Source organism: Streptomyces misionensis, assembly GCF_007896895.1.
GTDB classification, from domain to species: Bacteria; Actinomycetota; Actinomycetes; order Streptomycetales; family Streptomycetaceae; genus Streptomyces; species Streptomyces misionensis_A.
The window spans coordinates 8,857-24,547 of sequence record NZ_VOGW01000095.1 but is presented as its reverse complement, the minus strand read 5'-3'; the positions used below and the strand labels follow the sequence as shown (position 1 = coordinate 24,547).

Below are 15,691 nucleotides of genomic sequence, written 5' to 3'. Positions count from 1 at the left end.
CTCCCGGCCCTCCGGTTCCGACGCCTCCTCGAACCACCCGCCGTCCGGCGAGCCGTCCCGGGCCGGGAGCGGGGCCGGTGAGGGCAGGATGCGCCCGGGCCGGCCGGACGGCCCCTGGGCCGAGGTGGAGGGCGACGACGACCCCGTCGGCTCCGCCGCCGCGCAGCCGGCGGAGCCGGAGACCGCCGAGACGCCGACGACGACGGCCTCGCCCCCGCCCCGGGACGCGGGCCTCGACCCGACGGGATCCCCGCGGAACACGGGCCGGCAGAGCGAGAACGCGAGCGAGCCGGAGCTGCGGATCCTCCCGCTGGGCAGCGGGCTCGTCCTCATCGGCCTGGGCCTGGGCCTGGCCTTCCTGGGCCTGCGCCTGCGCAGGGGCTGAGCACCCCCGCGCACACCGGCTCGGTTACGGCGCCACCAGCAGCACCTTGCCGATGTGGCCGCTCTCCTCGACCACCCGGTGGGCCTCCGCGGCCTCCGGCATCGGCACCTCGCGGTCCACCACCGGCCGCACGTGCCCCGCCGCGAGCAGCGGCCAGACGTGCTCCCGCACCGCGGCGACGATGGCGGCCTTCTCGCCCAGCGGACGCGCCCGCAGCGAGGTGGCGCTGACGGCGGCCCGCTTGCTCAGCAGCGCGCCGATGTTCAGCTCGCCCTTGGCGCCGCCCTGCATCCCGATGATCGCCAGCCGTCCGTTGACGGCGAGCGCCTGGATGTTGCGGTCGAGGTACTTGGCGCCCATGTTGTCGAGGATGACGTCGGCGCCCGCGCCGCCGATGGCCTCCTTGACCTCGGCGACGAAGTCCTGCTCCCGGTAGTTGATCAGGATGTCCGCGCCCAGCTCGGCGCAGCGCTCCAGCTTCTCCTTGGTCCCCGCGGTCACCGCGACCTTGGCGCCGACGGCCTTGGCCAGCTGGATCGCCATGGTGCCGATACCGCTGGAGCCGCCGTGCACGAGCAGCGTCTCGCCGGGGCGCAGATGGGCGACCATGAACACGTTGGACCAGACCGTGCACGCCACCTCGGGCAACGCGGCGGCCTGGGCGAGGTCGACGCCCTGCGGCACGGGCAGCAGCTGCCCGGCGGGCACGGCGACCTTCTGGGCGTAGCCGCCGCCCGCGAGCAGGGCGCACACCTCGTCGCCGACGGCCCAGCCGGACACCCCGGGGCCGATCGCGGCGATCCGGCCGGAGCACTCCAGGCCGGGGTAGGGGGAGGCGCCGGGCGGCGGGTCGTAGAAGCCCTGGCGCTGCAGGATGTCGGCACGGTTGACGGCCCCGGCCACCACCTCGACCAGCACCTCGCCCTCGCCGGGCACCGGGTCGGGGACCTCGTCCCACACCAGCGCCTCGGGACCACCAGGTTCGGGAATCGTGATCGCATGCATGCTGGTGACGCTACTCCCCGAGGGGCCCCGGCGCCGGTGCGCGGGGGCGGTTCGCTCAGTCCGTGGGCAGCGGGCGGATGTGCGGGGTGATCTGGGTGCCGGGGCTGGCGCGAACGATGGTGATGAGCCGGTCCGTGAGTTGCAGGGTGCCGATGGAGCGGTCGTCGTAACCGAGCACGCGATGGCCGCGGACGACGCTCACCACCAGGTCGTCGATCTCGCGCGGCCGCTTGCCCGCCTCGGCGCGCACCACCGGCCGTTCCACGAGGTCCAGTCCGCTGCCCTGCTGGATGAGGTCTTCTATGACCATGCCGGCGGCGGGGCTGAGGACGGACAGCCCCAGCAGCCGGCCGGCCGCGCTGGCGCTGGTGATGACGGCATCGGCACCGGACTGCCGCAGCAACGGGGCGTTCTCCTCCTCGCGCACCGCGGCCACGATCTTGGCGCTCCGGTTGAGCTGCCGGGCGGTCAGGGTGACGAGCACGGCGGTGTCGTCGCGCTGCGGGGCGACGATGATCTGCCGGGCCTTGCCCACCTCGGCCCGCTTGAGCACATCGCTGCGGGTGGCGTCGCCCATGACCCCGGCGTAACCGTCGGCGGTCGCCGCGTCGATCACCTTGGCGCTGGGGTCGACCACGACCACCTGCTCCTTCTTCAGCCCGGTCGCGCACACGGTCTGCACGGCCGACCGCCCCTTCGTGCCGAAGCCGATGACGACGGTGTGATCGCGCAAGGCGGACCTCCAGCGTTTCAGGCGCCATTCCTCCCGGGTGCGTTCGGTGAGGACCTCCAGCGTGGTGCCGACCAGGATGATCAGGAACAGCACACGCAGCGGTGTGATGACGAAGATGTTGGTCAGCCGGGCGCTGTCGCTGACCGGGGTGATGTCGCCGTACCCCGTGGTGGAGAGGGTGACGGTGGCGTAGTAGAAGGAGTCGAGCAGGTCCACCGAGTCGTCGGCGCTGTCGCGGTAGCCCTCGCGGTCGACGTAGACGACGAGCGCGGTGAGGACCAGCACCAGCAGCGCCATGAGCAGCCGTTTGGCGACCTGGCGAAGAGGGCGTTCCACCACTTTCACCGGGAGTCTCACCCGGTGGGTGACCGCCCGTTCGTCCATCTGGAGGCTGTCGTCCCGGGGGAGGGCGGAGTCGGGGGAAGCGCCGGCGTCGTAGTCCGCGTGTTTCACGTGAAACATACCCCGATCCCAGCGGCCGCCCAGGGCAGGTCCAGCAGCTCCGTCTCCTCGCCCGGCCGGGCGCCGCCCGGTGGTACGACGGCCAGCGCGTCGGCGGCGGCGACACCGCGCAGCATGGCCGGGCCGTTGTAGTGCAGCGGTACGGCGCGGTCGCCGCGCAGCACCACGGGGATGAGCCGGGTGTCGTACGGGTGGCCGTGCACCGCCTCCGACAGCGGCAAGGTGTACGGCTCGGGGGCCGGGTGGGCGGCCAGGGTCCGCAGCAGGGGCTCGGCGAGCGTGAGCAGGCCCGACACGGCGGCGAGGGGGTTGCCGGGCAGGCCGACGAGATGCCGGCCGTCCTCGGTGCGGGCCAGCAGCATGGGGTGGCCGGGGCGCACCGCGACGCCGTCGACGAGGAGTTCGGCGCCGATGCGTTCCAGGGTGGGGTGGACATGGTCGAGAGGCCCGGCGGCGGTGCCTCCGGTGGTGACGATCAGGTCGGCGGGGGAGGCGGTGATCGCCTTGCGCAGGGCCCTGGCGTCGTCACGGACCCGGCGTACGGCGACGACCTCGGCACCGAGGGCGCGCAGCCAGGGCGGCAGCATCGGGCCGAGCGCGTCTCGGATCAGGCCCTCGCGCGGCAGCCCCTCGGTCAGCAACTCGTCCCCGAGGACGAGGACTTCGGCGCGGGGCCGGGGGACGACGGTGACGGTGTCGTATCCCGCGGCGGCGGCCAGACCGAGGACGGCAGGGGTGATCAGGGTGCCGACGGGCAGCAACTGGTCGCCGCTGCGGCACTCCTGGCCGCGCGGGCGGATGTCCTGGCCGTGGGCCAGGTCCCCGGTGGCGTGCAGCCGGCCCTGGGTGTCGGTGCGGCCGTGCTCGGTGCGCAGGACGGCGGTGGTGTCGGCGGGGACGCGGGCGCCGGTCGCGATGGGGACCGCCTCGCCGTCGGTGAGCGGCGCGGGCTGGGCGTGCCCGGCGAGCACGCCCTCCTCGCGCACCGTCCAGGGGCCGGGCCCGGCGACCGCCCAGCCGTCCATCGCGGAGGTGTCGAAGGAGGGCAGGTCGCTGAGCGCGTCGAGGGGCGCGGCCAGGACCAGCCCGAGGGAGTCGCCGAGCGGGACGGAGACGGGGCCGCGACGGGAGCCGGCGGCCCGGGCCGTCCGGGCGGCCCGGGCGGCGATCTCGCGGGCCTCGGCCCAGGAGGTGGCCCGGTGTGGCCCGTCGGACCGCGCGTCCCGGGCACGAGGCGCCGGGGCCGGGCCGGTGCTGTCGTCCTTGGCTTCCCTCACGAGGGCCAGGGCCTCCTCGACATCGAGGTCGTCGCCGTCCTCGACGGGTGCCCCGCCGCGCAGGCGGGACGCGGTCATCCGGCGTCCGGGGCGCTCGGGCCCCCGTTCCCTTCCCCGGCCCCGCCGGTCTCCCGTGCCTCTTCCTCCCAGCGCAGCGCCAGCGCGGCGGCCTTGCGGGCTGCCTCGGCGACGGCCTCGGGACCGCCCTCGCCCCGGGCGGCGGCGTAGCCGACGAGGAAGGTGGTCAGCGGGGCGGCGGGCCGCGCGACACCGTGCGCGGCGTCCCGGGCCAGGTCGAGCAGGACGTTCATGTCGACGTCCAGGTCGATGCCCAGCTCGTCCTTGACTGCGGAGATCCATTCATCCAACACGTGCCCATGCTCCCTGATGCGTGCCCTGGCGTTGACGATGTCGTCCCAGGTGTCGCAGTCGAAGGACGCGTGCGGGTCCGGGACGCGGGTGAGGCGGAGGGCGCCGGTGAGCCGGCGCAGCGGCAGGCCGGTGAGTCCGTCGTGCGCGGCGGCGAGGGCGGCCAGTTCACGGCGGAGCGCGGCGGTGCGGTAGGCGGCCACCAGCGGCTGGTCGCGGCCGTCCGCGTCGGTGAGCAGCGCGCCGTCGGCGCCGGTCTCGCGCAGCGCGGCCAGCAATCGGCGCAGGGTGGCCGGCCGGAGGAAGGGCAGGTCGGCGGAGAGGACGACGGCGTGCTCGGCCGTGGTCTGCCGCAGACCGGCGGCCAGCGCGGCGACCGGGCCCGCGCCGGGCGGCTCCTCGCGCGCCCAGCGCACGGTCCGGACGGTGGGCCGGGGCGCGGCCACGACGACGGTCGTACGGGCGCCCGCGCAGGCGGAGAGCACCCGGTCCAGCAGCGCCCGGCCGCCGACCCGTATCCCGGGCTTGTCGGCACCGCCGAGCCGCCGCGCGGCGCCGCCGGCCAGCACGACGGCGTCGTACGGGTCGTACGGCACGGGGGTCGTGACGGCCGCGGTGGCCGGCGACCCGGCGCCGGTCTCGTCGGCGGTGGCTTTGTCGGTCACTCCCCGAGTATGCGGGCCGGGCCGGGCACGGGGAACCGCGGGTTCACAGCGTGCGCAGCAGCACCGCCGGCTGTTCCACGCAGTCCGCCACGTACCGCAGGAAGCCGCCCGCCGTACCGCCGTCGCACACCCGGTGGTCGAAGGTGAGCGACAGCTGGACGACCTGGCGCACCGCCAGCTCCCCCTCGTGCACCCAGGGCTTGGGGACGATCCGGCCGACACCGAGCATGGCCGCCTCGGGGTGGTTGACGATCGGCGTGGAGCCGTCGACGCCGAAGACCCCGTAGTTGTTCAGCGTGAAGGTGCCGCCGGTGAGTTCGCCCGGGGTCAGCGTCCCGGTGCGGGCGGCCTCGGTGAGCCGGGCGAACTCGGCGGTCAGCGACTCGGCGCCGCGCGCATGGGCGTCCCGGACGACCGGTACGACCAGGCCGCGGTCGGTCTGCGCCGCGAACCCGAGGTGCACGTACGGGTGCTGGACGATCTCGCGGGCCTCGGTGTCGACCGAGGAGTTCAGCTCGGGGAAGCGGGCGAGCGCGGCGGTGCAGACACGGGCGAGCAGCGCGAGGAGCGAGATCTTCGGGCCCCCCGCCGCGTTCATCGCGGTCCGCGCGCGCATCAGTTCCGTGGCGTCCGCGTCCACCCAGCAGGTCGCGTCCGGGATCTCCCGGCGGCTGCGGGAGAGTTTGTCGGCGACGGCGCCGCGGATGCCCTTGAGGGGGACGCGGACCTCCGCCGGGCCCGGGACACGGGCCTCCGTCGCGCCCGGGGCGGGGGCGACCGCGGCGGGGGCCTCGGCCGTGCGGCCGCCGTCCCGCTCCGGCGCGGCCCGCAGGGCGCGCTCCACGTCGGCGCGCAGGATCAGCCCGTCCGGGCCCGAACCGGCGAGCGCGCGCAGGTCCAGCCCGCCCTCCCGGGCCAGCCGCCGGACCAGCGGGGAGATCACGGGCACGGGACCGCCGGACGCCGCGGCCGGGGGGACGGCGAGGGCGTTCGCGGCGGACGCGGGCGCGGCGCCGTTCACGCGCGCACCGCCGGCCGGCGCCGGCCGTACCCGCCGCCTGCGGCCGGGCGCCTCCGAGGTGCCGTAGCCGACCAGGACATTGCCCGAGCCGCCCTCCGGCTCCGCCTCCGGTTCACCGACGGCGACCGTCAGCAGCGGTGCGCCGACCGGCAGTTCGGTGCCCTCCTCGCCGTAGCGGGCGGTGACCACGCCGCCGTAGGGGCACGGCACCTCGACCGAGGCCTTGGCCGTCTCGACCTCGACCACCGGCTGGTCGACGGCGACCACGTCACCGACCTGGACCAGCCAGCGGACGATCTCCGCCTCGGTCAGTCCCTCGCCGAGGTCGGGCAGCTTGAACTCCAGCACCTGTGCCATCAGCCCTCGGCCTCCCACTGCAACCGGGCCACGGCGTCCAGGACGCGGTCCACGCCGGGCAGATGGTGCCGCTCCAGCATGGGCGGCGGGTAGGGCAGGTCGAACCCGGCCACGCGCAGCACGGGGGCCTCCAGGTGGTGGAAGCAGCGCTCGGTGACGCGGGCCGCGATCTCGCCGCCCGGCCCGCCGAAGCCGGTCGACTCGTGCACCACCACGGCGCGTCCGGTGCGGCGGACCGAGGCGCAGACCGTCTCGTCGTCGAACGGCACCAGGGAGCGCAGGTCGACGACCTCCAGGTCCCAGCCCTCGGCCCGCGCGGCCTCGGCGGCCTCCAGGCAGACGGGCACGGAGGGGCCGTAGGTGATCAGCGTGGCGCTGCGGCCGGTGCGCCGCACCACCGCCCGACCGATCGGCTCGACCTCGGTGGGCTGCTCGGGGTTCCAGGTGTCCTTGGACCAGTAGAGCCGCTTGGGCTCCAGGAAGACCACCGGGTCGTCGGAGGCGATGGACCGGCGCAGCAGGCCGTAGGCGTCGGCGACGGTCGCGGGCGTGACCACGTGCAGGCCGGGGGTGGCCACGTAGTAGGCCTCGGAGGAGTCGCTGTGGTGCTCGACGCCGCCGATGCCGCCGCCGTAGGGGATGCGCACGGTGATCGGCAGGGGCATCTTCCCGCGGGTGCGGTTGCGCATCCGCGAGACATGGCTGACCAGTTGCTCGAACGCCGGGTAGGCGAAGGCGTCGAACTGCATCTCCACCACCGGCCGCAGGCCGTACATGGCCATGCCGACGGCGGCGCCGAGGATGCCGGCCTCGGCGAGGGGGGTGTCGGTGCAGCGGTCCTCGCCGAACTCCTTGGCGAGTCCGTCGGTGACCCGGAAGACACCGCCGAGGGTGCCGACGTCCTCGCCCAGGACGTGCACGCTCGGGTCTGCGGCCATCGCGTCGCGCATCGCGCGGGTGAGGGCCTGTGCCATGGTGGCGGGCTTGACGGCCACGGTGGTCATCGGCGGTCGCCTTCCTGCGGGTCGGGCCCGTCCTGCTCGGCCGCCAGCTCGGCCCGCAACAGGTCCCGCTGTTCGCGCAGTTGGGCGGTGGTCTCGGCGTAGACGTGGTCGAAGAGGTCCATGGGGTCGAGTTCGGGGTCCTGGTTCATGCGCGCGCGCAGGTCCGCGGCCATCGCCTCGGCGTCCTCCCGTACGGTCTCCAGGGCGGCCTCGTCGAGCAGGCCGCGCTCGGTCAGCTCCGTCTCCAGCAGCCGCACCGGGTCGTGCGCGCGCCATGCCTCCACCTCGGCGTCGCCCCGGTAGCGGGTGGCGTCGTCGGCGTTGGTGTGGGCGTCGATGCGGTAGGTGACCGCTTCGACCAGCGTGGGGCCGCCGCCCGCGCGGGCCTGGCGTACGGCGTCGGTGAGCACCTCGTGCACCGCCGCCGCGTCGTTGCCGTCGACCAGGCGGCCCGGCATGCCGTATCCGACGGCCTTGTGGGCCAGGGAGGGCGCGGCGGTCTGCTTGGCGAGCGGGACGGAGATGGCGAAGCCGTTGTTCTGCACCAGGAAGACCACGGGCGCCTGCCAGACGGCCGCGAAGTTCAGCGCCTCGTGGAAATCGCCCTCGCTGGTGCCGCCGTCGCCGACCATGGCGAGCGCGACCACGTCGTCGCCCTTGAGGCGGGCGGCGTGAGCCAGGCCGACGGCGTGCGGGAGCTGGGTGGCCAGCGGGGTGGACAGAGGGGCGACCCGGTGGGCGTGGGGGTCGTAGCCGCTGTGCCAGTCGCCGCGCAGCAGGGTGAGGGCCTCGACCGGGTCCACCCCGCGGGCGACGACGGCGAGGGTGTCGCGGTAGCTGGGGAAGAGCCAGTCGCGCTCCTCCAGGACCAGGGCGGCGGCGACCTCGCAGGCCTCCTGGCCGGTGCTGGAGGGATAGACGGCGAGGCGGCCCTGCTTGGTGAGCGCGGTGGCCTGGGTGTTGTAGCGGCGGCCGCGCACCAGGTGCGCGTGGAGCCGGCGGAGCAGGTCGGGATCGGCCTTGGCGGCCGCCTCGGTGCCGAGGACGCGGTAGGGCTCGGCGTCGGGCAGCAGCGGCGCGGGGTCCATACGGGGCTGCCAGGCGGGCGGCGGCGATGGCCGGTACGCGCCCCGCTGCTCCAGAACCGTCATGACGGCACCTCCTCGTGGGAGCGGCTACGGGAGGCGCGTCGGCTGTGACCCGCCTCACCTACCGATTGTTCGGTCGTCGGCACAATTTGGCTACAGGCGGGTGCAGGCTGTGGACAAACGGTTCTCCACAGCCTGGAATGAACGCAGGACGTCCACGGCGAGGAAGCGGGGGGACATGGCACCTGAACGAATGGCCGACGAGACGCAGGAAGCCGTGCTGTACCCGGCCCGGCCGCTGGACGCCATCGACCAGGACATTCTGCGCATCCTCCAGGCGGACGGCCGCGCCTCGATACGGTCGGTCGCCGAGCGCGTCCACGTCTCGCGCGCCAACGCCTACGCGCGCATCAACCGGCTCGTCGAGGACGGCGTGATCCGGGGGTTCGGCGCGCGGGTGGACCACGAGCGGGCCGGGCACAGCACCTCGGCGTACATCACGCTGAAGATCGTCCAGAACACCTGGCGTACGGTGCGCGAGCAGCTCCGGCAGCTGCCCGGCGCCTCGCACATCGCCCTGGTGGGCGGCGACTTCGACGTCCTGCTGCTGGTGCACACGCCCGACAACCGGGCGCTGCGCGAGCTGGTGCTCACCCGGCTCCAGGCGATCCCGGAGGTGCTGAGCACCCGCACACTGCTGGTGTTCGAGGAGGAGGACCTGGAGCCGGACGCGTAGGTGCCCGTCCTCCAGCCGACCTGCTCCGGAAGAAAGGCCCTGACTCAGTCCCCGCGCAGCCCCGCGAAGACCAGCCGCACGACCGCGTCGGCCACCTCGCGGCCCGTGGCGCCGCGCGCCTCCGGCCGGTACCACTCCACGATGGAGTTGATCATCCCGAAGACCAGCCGGGTGACCAGCCGCACCTCCACGTCGGCGCGCACGTCCCCGTCGGCGGCGGCCGCCTTGAGCAGTTCGGCGACCCGGTGGTCGAAGTCCCGGCGCCGCTCCAGCGCCCACCGCTCGGTGGCGGTGTTGCCGCGCACCCGCAGCAGCAGCGTCACATAGGGCAGTTCGGCTATGAGCACCTCGACCATGCGCCGTACGACGTGCTCCAGGCGGTCCACGGGCCGCCCCTCGCACGCCCCCGGCTCCTCCAGGATGGCGAACAGGCCGTCCAGGGCGCGGCTGACGGCCCGGCGCAGCAGTTCCTCCTTGCCGCTGACGTGGTGGTAGATCGACGACTTGGAGATGCCGGCCGCCCGGGACAGGTGCTCCATGGAGGTGCCGTCGTAGCCGCGCTGGTTGAAGACCTGGACGGCCACCGAGAGCAGCGTCTCGGGGGTGTACGTGTCGCGTCGGGCGGTGGTCATGAGGCGTCCTCCCGCCGTTCGGCGGCGCACGAGTGCCGGAAGAGCGCGAGGGAGGGCGCGTAGCGCCCGGAGGGGTCCCGGTCGTGCATCTCGTCCAGCACCTCGAAGGCGAAGTCGTGGCCCAGCCTGTCGTCCCACTCGAAGGGGCCGAGCGGGTAGTTGACACCCAGGCGCATCGCGGTGTCGATGTCCTCCTTGGTCGCCACGCCCTTGACGAGCGCGTCGTGGGCGAGGTCGATGATCCGGGCCACGGTGCGGGCCACGATCATGCCGGGGACGTCGCCGATGACGCTGACGTCCTTGCCGAGCGCCTGGAAGAGGCCGGTGGCCTCGGCGAGGGTGCGGGGCGAGGTGTCCTGGGAGGCGGCGAGGGCGATCCGGGTCGCCTTCCGGTAGTCGAGCGCCAGGTCGAAGTAGACGACGTCGCGGAACTCCCCGGAGGTCTGGCCGTCGGCGAGCACCAGCTGGCCGCCGCTCGGCAGCACCAGGCGGGTGCCGTTGTCCTCGTCCTCCTCGCGGACCTGGATGCCCGCCTCGCGGATCAGGGTGAGCAGTTCGCGCGCGGGCCCGAGCCGCCCCTCGGCGACGACATGGGCGGGCGGCTGCTCCTTGTCGGCGGTGTGCGGCTCGGGCCGCTCGGCGCCCTCGCCGTGGTCGTACCAGCCGTGCCCGGTCTTGCGGCCGAGCCGGCCGGACTCCACCAGGCGGCGCTGGGCCAGGGACGGGGTGAACCGCACGTCCTGGAAGAAGGACTGCCACACCGAGTGCGTCACCGCCTCGTTGACGTCCTGGCCGATCAGGTCGGTGAGTTCGAAGGCGCCCATCCGGAAGCCGCCCGACTCGCGCAGGACCGCGTCGATGGTGGCCGGGTCGGCGGCCTGGGCCTCGTAGACCGCGAAGGCCTCGGCGTAGAAGGGCCGGGCGATCCGGTTGACGATGAAGCCGGGGGTGTCCGCGCAGGCCACCGGGGTCTTGCCCCAGGCGCGGGCGGTCTCGTACGCGCGCGTGGCCGAGGCGACGTCGGTGGCGAACCCGGAGACGACCTCGACCAGCGGGAGCAGCGGGGCGGGGTTGAAGAAGTGCAGGCCGAGGAAGCGGCCCGGATGGCGCAGGGCGCCGCCGATCGCCGTCACCGACAGCGAGGAGGTGTTGGTGGCCAGCAGGCAGTCCTCGGCGACGATGTCCTCCAGCTCGCCGAAGAGCCGCTGTTTCACGTCGAGGCGTTCCAGGACGGCCTCCACGACGAGGGCGCAGTCGGCCAGCTCCGTCAGGGCCTGCGCGGGCTCCAGACGGGCGCGGGCCGCGTCCCGGGCGGCGGGGTCGAGCCGGCCCTTGTCCACCAGCCGGTCGAGGCGGGCGCCGATCGCCGCGGCCGCTTCCAGGGCCCGCCCGGGCGCGGCGTCATAGAGCCGCACGGGGTGGCCGGCGACCAGCGCGACCTGGGCGATGCCCTGGCCCATGGTGCCGGTGCCGACGACGGCCACGGGGCTGCTGAGGTCGAGTGCTGTCATGTCCGCGATCCTCCCGCACGGGGTTTTCCACAGATACGGCGGACCCCCTTGAACCGACCGATCGTTCGGTTACTCTAGCTCTGACCGTCCCATCCCGCTGCTCTTTCTGCCAGGTCGTGAACTCGACGAAGAGTTCCCCAGACGAGGAGTTGGTCCCGCATGGCCGCCGAACTGACCGCCCCCGAGCTGATCGCGAAGCACCGGCCCACTCTCGACCAGGCCCTGGAAGCGATCCGCACGCGCGCCTACTGGTCCCCGCACCCCGAGCACCCCAAGGCGTACGGCGAACACGGCAGCCTGGACGCGGCCGCGGGCAAGGCCGCCTTCGACGCCCTGCTGGGCTCCCGCCTGGACCTCGGCCAGCCGGGTACCGACGACTGGGTCGGCGCCGAGGTCTCGCCGTACGGCATCGAGCTGGGCGTGACCTACCCGCACGCGGACCTGGACGTGCTGCTGCCCGCGATGAAGGCGGGACAGCGGGCCTGGCGGGACGCCGGTCCCGAGGTGCGGGCCGTGGTCTGCCTGGAGATCCTCAAGCGGATCAGCGACCGGACGCACGAGTTCGCGCACGCCGTCATGCACACCAGCGGACAGGCCTTCATGATGGCGTTCCAGGCGGGCGGCCCGCACGCCCAGGACCGCGGCCTGGAGGCGGTGGCGTACGCCTACGCGGAGCAGGTCCGCACCCCGGGCACGGCGGAGTGGACCAAGCCGCAGGGCAAGCGCGACCCGCTGGTGCTCACCAAGGAGTTCACCCCCGTCCCGCGCGGCATCGGCCTGGTCATCGGCTGCAACACCTTCCCGACCTGGAACGGCTTCCCGGGCCTGTTCGCCTCGCTGGCGACCGGCAACGCGGTCCTGGTCAAGCCGCACCCGCGCGCGGTGCTGCCGCTCGCGCTCACCGTGCGGATCGCCCGCGAGGTGCTCGCCGAGGCCGGCTTCGACGCCAACCTGGTCGCCCTGGCCGCCGAGCGCCCCGGCGAGGGCATCGCCAAGGCCCTCGCCACCCGCCCGGAGATCAGGATCATCGACTACACCGGTTCGACGTCCTTCGGCGACTGGCTGGAGACCAACGCCCGCCAGGCGCAGGTCTACACGGAGAAGGCCGGCGTCAACACGGTGGTCGTGCACTCCACGGACGACTACAAGGGCATGCTGTCCAACCTGGCCTTCTCGCTGTCCCTGTACAGCGGGCAGATGTGCACCACCCCGCAGAACCTGCTGATCCCGAGGGACGGCATCCACACCGACCAGGGCCCGAAGACCTTCGACGAGGTCACCGCCGACCTCGCCCGCGCGGTCGACGGCCTGCTCGGTGACGACGCGCGGGCCAACGGGCTGCTGGGCGCGATCGTCAACCCCGACGTCAAGGCCCGCCTGGAGGCCGCCGCCGGCCTCGGCGAGGTGGCCCTCGCGTCCCGGGAGATCACCAATCCGGAGTTCCCGGACGCGGTGGTGCGCACCCCGGTGATCGTCAAGCTGGACGGCGCCAAGCCCGACGCCGAGGCCGCCTACATGAGCGAGTGCTTCGGCCCGGTCTCCTTCGCCGTCGCGGTCGACTCGGCGACCGACGCGGTGGAACTGCTGCGGCGCACGGTGCGCGAGAAGGGCGCGATGACGGTCGGCGCGTACACCACCGACGGCGAGGTCGAGCGGGCCGTCCAGGAGGTGTGCCTGGAGGAGGCGGCCCAGCTCTCCTTCAACCTCACCGGCGGGGTGTTCGTGAACCAGACCGCGGCCTTCTCCGACTTCCACGGCTCAGGCGGCAACCCGGCGGCGAACGCGGCCCTGTGCGACGGCGCCTTCGTCGCGAACCGCTTCCGGGTGGTCGAGATGCGCCGGGACGCGAAGGGCCAGGCCTGACGGCCTAGGCGGCGGGCGCGCCCCCGGTGGCGCTCCAGTGGTACAGCGTCATCGCCACACTGGTGGCGAGGTTGTAGCTGGAGACCTGGGGGCGCATCGGCAGCCGCAGCAGGTGATCGGCACGCGCGCGCAGCGCTGCCGACAGCCCGCTGCGCTCCGACCCGAAGGCGAGTACGGCGTCGTCGGGCAACTCGGTGCCACGGATGTCCTCGCCCTCCGGGTCCAGGGCGAACAGCGGCCCGGGCGGCAGTTCGCCGACGTCCAAACGCTCCACTGCGGTCGCGAAGTGCAGGCCCGCGCCGCCGCGCACCACCGTGGGGTGCCAGGGGTCGAGGGTGCCGGTGGTGACCACCCCGGTCGCCCCGAACCCGGCGGCCAGCCGGATCACGGCACCCGCGTTGCCCAGGTTGCGGGGGTTGTCGAGGACCACCACGGGGCTGGTGCGGGGCAGCCGGGCGAGCGTCCGCAGATTGGCCTCGCGGGAGGGGCGTACGGCGAGCGCGGCGACACCCGTCGGATGCGGCCGCGGGACGAGGGCGGCGTACGTCCGCTCGGGCACCTCGGTGAGCAGCCCGTCCAGGATCTCCCGCACGTCCTCGGCCAGTTCCGCGGCCAGATCGAGCGCGCCCCGCCGGTCGGTGGTGACCGCCACCGGCACCTCGGCCCCGAAGCGCAGCGCGTGTTTCAGGGCGTGGAAGCCGTCGAGCAGCACGGCGGACGCGGCGTGCTCGCGCCAGCGGATGAGCGGGTCGGTCATGCCGTGAACCCTACGTGGCCCGATGTGCTCTCCTCCGGGGAGCGTGGCGCGGGCACCGTGCCGCCGCCCTCGCGGACGAACCGCCCGCGCGCGCGGGCCGCGAGACGGCCGATCCGCAGCAGGAAGGAGGTCGGCAGGAAGACCGCGTCCGCCGTGATCATCGCCAGCGAGAAGAACGGCAGGCCGAGGGCGACGGCGATCACGGCGTGCTCCAGGATCAGCAGCACCAGGAGCACGTTCTTCACCCGCCGGTTGAACAGGGTGAACGGGAAGGCGACCTGCACCGTGACGGTGCCGTACGCCACGATCGTCAGCATGGTGGCGCTGGCGGACAGCAGACCGGCGAGGCCGGGCCAGGGCGTGAAGTAGTCCAGGTGGAGCGGGTAGTAGACGGCGGTGCCGTCCTGCCAGCGCGAGCCCTGGATCTTGTACCAGCCGGCCGTGGCGTAGATCAGACAGGCCTCTGCCATGATCACCACGAGGGCGCCGTTGTGCAAAACGTTGGCGATCACGTCCAGCAGGATGCGCGGCTCGTCCGACCGCGCCCGGCGCTGGACCAGCCACCACAGGCCGAGCGCCGCCCACACCGCCCACAGCAGGGCCGGGATCAGCCAGCTGTTGCCGAAGAGCCTGCCGGTCGCCGTCGCCGTGACCAGCGCGAGCCCCAGCACCGCCCACAGCGCCGGGCCCGTCCGGTCGGCGCGGACCCGCTCCCCGCGCGCGCGTGCCGCCGCGGCGCGCGCCGCCCGCCGCGCGTCGAGGGACCACACCTGACCGCAGCGCGTGAAGACGAGGTAGATGGACATCAGGTGCAGCACGTTGTCGCCGCCGTCACCGATGAAGATGCTGCGGTTCTGCAGCGAGACGACGCCCACCATGAACAGCACGGACGCCGTACGGGTGCGCCAGCCGACCAGCAGCGCCGCGCCGGCCAGGACCGCGAGCGCATAGCAGAACTCGAACCACGGCTGCCCGTTCACCCACGTCAGGGCCGTGAAGGCGTGGTTGTCCCCGGTCAGCCGCCTGACCATGGCCAGGCTCCACGGTCCGCTGGGGCCGTACAGCTCCTGGCGGTACGGGAACTCGCGCAGCAGGTAGAGCAGCCAGGTGAGGGCGAAGCCGATCCGGATGACGGCACTCTGGTAGGGCCCGAGGGCCGCCTCGGTGACACGGGTGAGCGCGTGCGACAGCGTCGCCGGGGCCCGGTTCACCGCACACCTCCGGCGGCCTCGTCGGCGCGCACCGTCCACCAGGGCAGCTCGCGGTAGTAGGGCTTGTCGGGCACCTGCTCATCGCTCCACGAGGGGGGCTGCACATTGGTGGTGCGGGAGCGGACCTGCACCCGCTGGATGACGCCGTCCCGGCTGGTCGGATCGGTGCGGTACAGGCGCAGCACCACTATCCGGCGCAGGTAGTCCTCGGAGAGGGCGCCGCGCATGCCGACGGGACGGTTGTCGTCGGTGTGCGTCGCGGTGAGGAAGTCCCAGCCGCGGCGCAGTTCGTTCTGCTGGGCGTGGCTGGGCGCCAGATTGCCGTGGATGGCGGCGCCGTCCTGTGCGGACAGGTCGGTCCAGCCGGTGGTGATCAGGCCGCCGTCCTTCATCCGCACCTCGGCCCGCACCTGCACGGCGATGTTCTGCTGCAACGGGTTGGGCGCGAAGAGCTTCCAGTTCTGCTCGAACTCCGGGAAGACCCAGGCCTCGACGGCCTTGCCGTGCTGCTTCGACACGGCGTTCGGCGGCGCGACGCTGAGAAACACCATCAGCAGGTGCACACCGACGCCCACGGCCACGACGGCGACGGCCAGCGCGGCGGCGACTTGGTAG

Annotated in this window: 14 protein-coding genes and 1 pseudogene; 3 read left to right on the top strand and 12 right to left on the bottom strand. The window is 73.7% G+C overall.

Annotated features, from left to right (window positions below; all coding sequences use genetic code 11):
• Positions 1–385: pseudogene (locus FRZ03_RS16530) on the top strand (hypothetical protein); the annotation flags it as partial.
• Between the two features lie 24 nt (positions 386–409).
• Here the strand turns inward: FRZ03_RS16530 and FRZ03_RS16525 are convergent.
• The 7 genes from FRZ03_RS16525 to pdhA all read right to left on the bottom strand — a co-directional run bounded on the left by FRZ03_RS16525 (position 410) and on the right by pdhA (position 8,429).
• Complete coding sequence (locus FRZ03_RS16525; protein ID WP_146465919.1) at positions 410–1,390, bottom strand: NAD(P)H-quinone oxidoreductase; 981 nt, start codon at positions 1,388–1,390, stop codon at positions 410–412.
• Positions 1,391–1,445: 55 nt separating this feature from the next.
• On the bottom strand, positions 1,446–2,585 hold the full coding sequence (locus tag FRZ03_RS16520; protein ID WP_186785454.1) for a potassium channel family protein: 1,140 nt from the start codon (positions 2,583–2,585) through the stop codon (positions 1,446–1,448).
• Complete coding sequence (locus FRZ03_RS16515) at positions 2,573–3,940, bottom strand: molybdopterin molybdotransferase MoeA (protein WP_146465918.1); 1,368 nt, start codon at positions 3,938–3,940, stop codon at positions 2,573–2,575. Before FRZ03_RS16515 ends, FRZ03_RS16520 begins: the two co-directional genes overlap by 13 nt.
• Positions 3,937–4,827 carry an NTP transferase domain-containing protein gene (locus FRZ03_RS16510; protein ID WP_146465924.1) on the bottom strand — a complete coding sequence of 297 codons (891 nt, stop codon included), beginning with the start codon at positions 4,825–4,827 and terminating at the stop codon, positions 3,937–3,939. Before FRZ03_RS16510 ends, FRZ03_RS16515 begins: the two co-directional genes overlap by 4 nt.
• 112 nt (positions 4,828–4,939) lie before the next feature.
• Positions 4,940–6,274 carry a dihydrolipoamide acetyltransferase family protein gene (locus FRZ03_RS16505; protein WP_146465917.1) on the bottom strand — a complete coding sequence of 445 codons (1,335 nt, stop codon included), beginning with the start codon at positions 6,272–6,274 and terminating at the stop codon, positions 4,940–4,942.
• A complete protein-coding gene (locus tag FRZ03_RS16500; protein WP_146465916.1) occupies positions 6,274–7,278 on the bottom strand; it encodes an alpha-ketoacid dehydrogenase subunit beta in 1,005 nt (334 codons plus the stop codon). Before FRZ03_RS16500 ends, FRZ03_RS16505 begins: the two co-directional genes overlap by 1 nt.
• Entirely contained in the window at positions 7,275–8,429 is a 1,155-nt protein-coding gene (gene pdhA / locus FRZ03_RS16495) for a pyruvate dehydrogenase (acetyl-transferring) E1 component subunit alpha (protein ID WP_146465915.1), read from the bottom strand. Before pdhA ends, FRZ03_RS16500 begins: the two co-directional genes overlap by 4 nt.
• 175 nt (positions 8,430–8,604) lie before the next feature.
• Between pdhA and FRZ03_RS16490 the strand changes: the two genes are divergently transcribed.
• Positions 8,605–9,102: an Lrp/AsnC family transcriptional regulator gene (locus tag FRZ03_RS16490; RefSeq protein ID WP_186785452.1), complete on the top strand. Its 498-nt coding sequence runs from the start codon at positions 8,605–8,607 to the stop codon at positions 9,100–9,102.
• 44 nt (positions 9,103–9,146) lie between these two features.
• Here the strand turns inward: FRZ03_RS16490 and FRZ03_RS16485 are convergent, their stop codons facing one another.
• Positions 9,147–9,734, bottom strand: a complete 588-nt coding sequence (locus tag FRZ03_RS16485; protein ID WP_146465914.1) for a TetR/AcrR family transcriptional regulator — start codon at positions 9,732–9,734, stop codon at positions 9,147–9,149.
• The gene (locus tag FRZ03_RS16480) at positions 9,731–11,245 is read right to left on the bottom strand and encodes a 3-hydroxyacyl-CoA dehydrogenase (protein WP_146465913.1); all 1,515 of its coding nucleotides are present in this window, start codon (positions 11,243–11,245) and stop codon (positions 9,731–9,733) included. The genes FRZ03_RS16485 and FRZ03_RS16480 overlap by 4 nt, the downstream gene beginning before the upstream one ends.
• 159 nt (positions 11,246–11,404) lie before the next feature.
• Between FRZ03_RS16480 and paaN the strand changes: the two genes are divergently transcribed.
• A complete protein-coding gene (gene paaN, locus FRZ03_RS16475) occupies positions 11,405–13,108 on the top strand; it encodes a phenylacetic acid degradation protein PaaN (RefSeq protein WP_146465912.1) in 1,704 nt (567 codons plus the stop codon).
• Between the two features lie 4 nt (positions 13,109–13,112).
• Here the strand turns inward: paaN and FRZ03_RS16470 are convergent, their stop codons facing one another.
• The 3 genes from FRZ03_RS16470 to FRZ03_RS16460 form a co-directional block, all read right to left on the bottom strand.
• Positions 13,113–13,865 (bottom strand): TrmH family RNA methyltransferase, encoded by a 753-nt coding sequence (locus FRZ03_RS16470; protein ID WP_146465911.1) that lies wholly within the window; start codon positions 13,863–13,865, stop codon positions 13,113–13,115.
• A complete protein-coding gene (locus FRZ03_RS16465; protein WP_146465910.1) occupies positions 13,862–15,076 on the bottom strand; it encodes an HTTM domain-containing protein in 1,215 nt (404 codons plus the stop codon). Before FRZ03_RS16465 ends, FRZ03_RS16470 begins: the two co-directional genes overlap by 4 nt.
• Positions 15,073–15,691, bottom strand: a 619-nt coding sequence (locus FRZ03_RS16460; protein WP_146465921.1) for a DUF5819 family protein, incomplete at its 5' end; no start/stop codon positions are given. The genes FRZ03_RS16465 and FRZ03_RS16460, both read right to left, overlap by 4 nt.

Bases quoted from the DNA above. Each gene is read 5' to 3' on its own strand.
- FRZ03_RS16500 (WP_146465916.1), bottom strand. From the start codon at position 7,278: ATGACCACCGTGGCCGTCAAGCCCGCCACCATGGCACAGGCCCTCACC.
- FRZ03_RS16485 (WP_146465914.1), bottom strand. From the start codon at position 9,734: ATGACCACCGCCCGACGCGACACGTACACCCCCGAGACGCTGCTCTCG.
- FRZ03_RS16470 (WP_146465911.1), bottom strand. From the start codon at position 13,865: ATGACCGACCCGCTCATCCGCTGGCGCGAGCACGCCGCGTCCGCCGTG.
- FRZ03_RS16490 (WP_186785452.1), top strand. From the start codon at position 8,605: ATGGCACCTGAACGAATGGCCGACGAGACGCAGGAAGCCGTGCTGTAC.
- FRZ03_RS16515 (WP_146465918.1), bottom strand. From the start codon at position 3,940: ATGACCGCGTCCCGCCTGCGCGGCGGGGCACCCGTCGAGGACGGCGAC.
- FRZ03_RS16520 (WP_186785454.1), bottom strand. From the start codon at position 2,585: ATGTTTCACGTGAAACACGCGGACTACGACGCCGGCGCTTCCCCCGAC.
- FRZ03_RS16480 (WP_146465913.1), bottom strand. From the start codon at position 11,245: ATGACAGCACTCGACCTCAGCAGCCCCGTGGCCGTCGTCGGCACCGGC.
- pdhA (WP_146465915.1), bottom strand. From the start codon at position 8,429: ATGACGGTTCTGGAGCAGCGGGGCGCGTACCGGCCATCGCCGCCGCCC.
- FRZ03_RS16525 (WP_146465919.1), bottom strand. From the start codon at position 1,390: ATGCATGCGATCACGATTCCCGAACCTGGTGGTCCCGAGGCGCTGGTG.
- paaN (WP_146465912.1), top strand. From the start codon at position 11,405: ATGGCCGCCGAACTGACCGCCCCCGAGCTGATCGCGAAGCACCGGCCC.
- FRZ03_RS16505 (WP_146465917.1), bottom strand. From the start codon at position 6,274: ATGGCACAGGTGCTGGAGTTCAAGCTGCCCGACCTCGGCGAGGGACTG.